Origin of the sequence: Spongiibacter sp. (assembly GCF_041602295.1) — a bacterium.
In the GTDB taxonomy this organism is placed as follows: Bacteria; Pseudomonadota; Gammaproteobacteria; order Pseudomonadales; family Spongiibacteraceae; genus Spongiibacter.
In genome coordinates this window covers 1-4,163 of sequence record NZ_JBFIGO010000159.1, presented here as the reverse complement: position 1 = coordinate 4,163, position 4,163 = coordinate 1, and the positions used below count along the sequence as shown (strand labels likewise).

General features: G+C 59.7%; 4 protein-coding genes and 1 pseudogene. All 5 read left to right on the top strand.

The window, feature by feature from the left end:
- The coding region (cyoD, locus tag ABYM29_RS15015; RefSeq protein ID WP_372865603.1) for a cytochrome o ubiquinol oxidase subunit IV at positions 1 to 377 on the top strand (377 nt) is incomplete at its 5' end.
- A gap of 1 nt (position 378) precedes the next feature.
- A complete protein-coding gene (locus tag ABYM29_RS15010) occupies positions 379 to 1,107 on the top strand; it encodes an SURF1 family protein (protein WP_372865602.1) in 729 nt (242 codons plus the stop codon).
- 64 nt (positions 1,108 to 1,171) lie between these two features.
- On the top strand, positions 1,172 to 2,500 hold the full coding sequence (locus tag ABYM29_RS15005; protein WP_372865601.1) for an ATP-binding protein: 1,329 nt from the start codon (positions 1,172 to 1,174) through the stop codon (positions 2,498 to 2,500).
- Between the two features lie 4 nt (positions 2,501 to 2,504).
- Positions 2,505 to 3,059, top strand: coding sequence for a response regulator transcription factor (locus tag ABYM29_RS15000; protein ID WP_372865600.1), 555 nt, complete (start codon positions 2,505 to 2,507; stop codon positions 3,057 to 3,059).
- An 811-nt stretch (positions 3,060 to 3,870) separates the two neighbouring features.
- A pseudogene (locus ABYM29_RS14995) lies at positions 3,871 to 4,163 on the top strand (TonB-dependent receptor); the annotation flags it as partial.

Here is a 4,163-nt window from a genome sequence, read left to right as displayed (position 1 = left end):
TACTTGATGGGGTCTATGTCATGAGTGAGCATCAACACGATCACGACCATCACGAAGAGCTGCCGCACGCCTCGTTCAGCGGCTATATGATCGGCTTTTTGGCCTCGGTTTTTTTAACCGCCATTCCGTTCTGGCTGGTGATGGGCGATGTCTTCGACTCGCGCAGCGCCACCACCGTGGCGATTCTCGGCTTTGCCGTGGTGCAGATTGTGGTGCATATGATCTACTTCCTGCATATGAACTTTCACTCCGAGGGCGGCTGGAACATGCTGTCGCTGCTGTTCACCGCGGTGCTGCTGTTTATCACCCTGTTCGGCTCGCTGTGGGTGATGTACAACATGAACGTCAATATGATGCCGGGGATGATGCAGGGCTGATATGAGCGCGCCGCGTTCGACCTCGTCTCGCCGCGCTGTCCATGTGCTGATTGCCGTGGTCGGGCTGGCGGCGTTTGTCGGTTTGATCGCACTGGGCAATTGGCAGCTGGAGCGCCGTCAGTGGAAGCTGGAATTGATGGAGCGCGTGGGCCAGCGCGTTGACGCGCCGGCGGTGGCTGCGCCGCTGCCAGCAGCGTGGCCGGGGATACATCGCGAGGCCGATGAGTACCGGCATATTCAAGTTCGCGGCCAATTTCTTGCCGACAGCAGCCTGCGGGTGGCCGCGGCCACCGAACTGGGCAGTGGCTACTGGCTGCTGACGCCGCTGCGCAGCCGCGAGGCCGGCACGGTGTTGATCAATCGCGGCTATATTGCCCAGGGCGTCGAGGCGCCCGCGCCCCCGCAGGGCGAGGTCGTGGTGAGCGGCCTGCTGCGCCTCAGCGAACCCGGCGGCGGTTTTCTGCGCGACAATCGCCCGCAGGACGGCCGCTGGTATTCGCGGGATGTGGCGGCGATGGCCGAGCATCTGCAGTTGCCACTGGCGCCGTATTTTATCGACGCCAAGGCCGATATGCCCGGCAGCCCCGGTGGGGCCGGGCCGGTGGGTGGCCTGACGGTAGTGCGCTTTCACAACTCCCATTTAGTCTACGCCCTCACCTGGTATGGCCTGGCGGCCATGGTAGTGGTCGCCGGGGTCATGCTGCGCCGCGAGGCGCGAAAACGCCACTGACGCCCCAGTTCTTCCCCAGTCTCGTATACTGAGAGCCGCTTGCACCTGTTGGGAGAAATGCTGCATGTCACATTCCAGAGCCCGCGCTGGCGCTTTATTGGCCGCCATGTCGCTGCTCAGTTATAAAAACAGCGACACCCTCAGCAAACATATGCGCCAGTTGGTGCAGTTGCGCTGGCTGGCGGTGCTCGGCCAACTGTTCACCATTTTGGTCACCCACTTCAGTCTGGACGTGGACTTGCCGCTGCAGAAAATGGGCGCGGTGTTGGCGGGGCTGGTGGCCTACAACATCCTCTACGAAATTCGCCTGCGCAGCGGCCGCGAATGGTATGCCGCCGAGCTGTTTGTCGGCCTGCTGGTCGACATGGTGACGCTTACCGTGCAGTTGTACCTCAGCGGCGGTGTCAGCAACCCCTTTGCCTTTTTGTATGTGCTACAGGTGGGCTTGGCGGCGGTGTTAATGGCCGCGCCACTGGCCTGGGCCCTGCTGGGCGTTGCCGTGCTGTGCTTTGTCTGGCTGGCCGAGCTCGGCCAACCGCTGGCCGCGCTGCCGCCGGACTACCACCTGGGGGTCGACAGCGTCTATGTGCAGGGGGTGTTTATTTGCGTGGTGCTCACCGCCGCCCTGTTGGTGATTTTTGTCAACCGCATTACCCGCACCCACCGCGAGCACGACGCCCGCCTAGCCGATCTGCGCCAGCGGGCGGCGGAGGAGAATCATATCCTGCGCATGGGTCTGCTCGCCTCGGGGGCGGCCCACGAATTGGGCACGCCACTGGCCACCATTGACGTGATTCTCGGCGACTGGCGGCATATGCCCGAGTTTAAACAGTCGTCGGAGCTGGGTGACGATATTGCCGAAATGCAGGCTCAGCTGCGCCGCTGCAAAGCGATTGTCAGCGGGATTTTGATGTCGGCCGGGGAAACCCGCGGCGAGGCCTCGGGCGAGACCACCGTGTGTGAATTCTTTGATGAATTGGTTCACGAGTGGCGCGACACCCGCAACAGTCGGGAATTGCGTTTCGACAACCAATTCGGCGACGATATCGATATCGCCTCGGACTCGGTGCTCAAGCAAACCGTCTGCAATCTGCTAGACAATGCCCTGGAGGCCTCGCCGCAGTGGATTCACCTCGGCGTGTCGCGCGACGCCGATGACTTGCTGGTGGCAGTGCGCGACCGGGGCGCAGGTTTCTCTAAAGCGGTGTACGAGCGTCTCGGTCAGCCCTATCAATCCACCAAGGGGCGACCCGGCAGTGGCCTGGGTTTGTTTCTGGTGTTCAATGTCGCGCGTATGCTGGGTGGTGAGGTGACTGCCCGCAATCTTGAAGAGGGCGGCGCCGAGGTCAGCTTGCGTCTGCCACTGGATGCACTGGTGCTAAAAGAGGATTGATGTCGTGAGCGAAACAACAGAGCAGCAAGAACAGCCCATCCTGTTTCTGGTGGAAGACGACGAGGCCTTTGCCCGCACCCTGCGCCGCTCCTTTGAGCGCCGCGGCTATCAGGTTTTTCACGCCACCCGGCTGGAGGAGGTGGAGGCGCTATTGGCCGAGCACTCCCCAGGCTACGCCGTGGTCGATCTCAAGCTCGACGGCGATGCCTCGGGGCTGGCCTGCGTGCAGCTGCTGCACAAGCACGACGCTGACATGTTGATCGTGGTGTTAACCGGCTACGCCAGCATCGCCACCGCCGTGGAAGCGGTGAAGCTGGGTGCCTGCCACTACCTAGCCAAACCCTCCAATACCGACGACATCGAAGCGGCCTTTAACAATGCCGAAGGTAACACCGAAGTCAAAGTCACCGGCCGCGCCACCTCCATCAAGACCCTGGAGTGGGAGCGCATTCACCAAACGCTGGCGGAAACCGATTTCAATATCTCCGAAGCGGCCCGGCGCCTGGGTATGCACCGCCGAACCCTGGCGCGCAAGCTGGCCAAGCAGCAGGTGAAGTAGGGCGGGCGCAGTATTGCGCAGGCCTTAGCGGGTGATTTTCCTAACGCTTTTACCGGGGCTTAGCGGGTAAAAGAGGCTGCCTAGCGGCGCGCTTGAATCATCGGCGCGCGGCTTATGGGGCGCCGGCCTGCAGGGCTCACTTCACAGCAATATCAACCGCTTTCCGCACGCATTCCCCGCACTCAGTATGTATCTATGTGCCTAAATGCTGGGCATTCAGGGTTTCTGTTTTGCCATCTCGTAGTTGGAATTCCTCACTTTTATACACCACCGGTGTCGCGGCGTTGCCAGCGTTGTTGCCGTCGATGACGGGGCTATTTGACGGTCGCCTGTGCGCAGCACGCAGGAAATTTTCACGCTTAGCGTAGTTCCGAGTCTGCTTAATGTAATTGGCCTGCTGCTGATGCGCCATTTGTACGTTGGGTATCGGTTGGCGTGAATTCCTAATCTGTTGGCATGCATGCCCAATACAGTGGGTGCATCGGTTTGCATAATCTAACACCTGCTCATATGCCGGCGGTAATTGCATGGGGGGGCTTGTCGACAGCGCCGCCCGAGTTTTATCACTAGCAGTATTCTGTCGCGAAGTGCCTATGTATTTGGCGTGTTGAAATCTAGGTTTATGACTCCGGAAGAGCCAATACTAAATGGCGGCTGACGTTGTTGGTTTCTGCATCCGCAGAGTGGCTGGTCCACAGGGAAAACTGCCGCTTATACAAGAAGGCGGCGTGGCAAGGTTGGCCTGAAGTTAATAATAAAGACAAAAAAATAAAAATTATTTTCGTCCATTTCCCTTAGTGTGGAGACCACAATGTTGTTTCGAAAAGCTCACTCCAAGTCTGCTTCAAGGTTATTGCGGGGGCATGCTGTCGCTGGGGTGTGGATGCTGTGTTGCGCTAGCGCGGTGGCCGCGCCGGCATTGGAAGAAGTGTTAGTGACCGCGCAAAAGCGCAGTCAAAGTACCCAGGATATCCCGGTTGCCGTAACGGGGCTGGGCGGTGAGGCGCTCGATAAGCTGGGTTTCGACAATGCCACGGATATTGGCGCTCAGGTTCCCAATATGCAGGTTAGTGGTGCCTATGGCGAGGTGCAGCCAATTTTTTC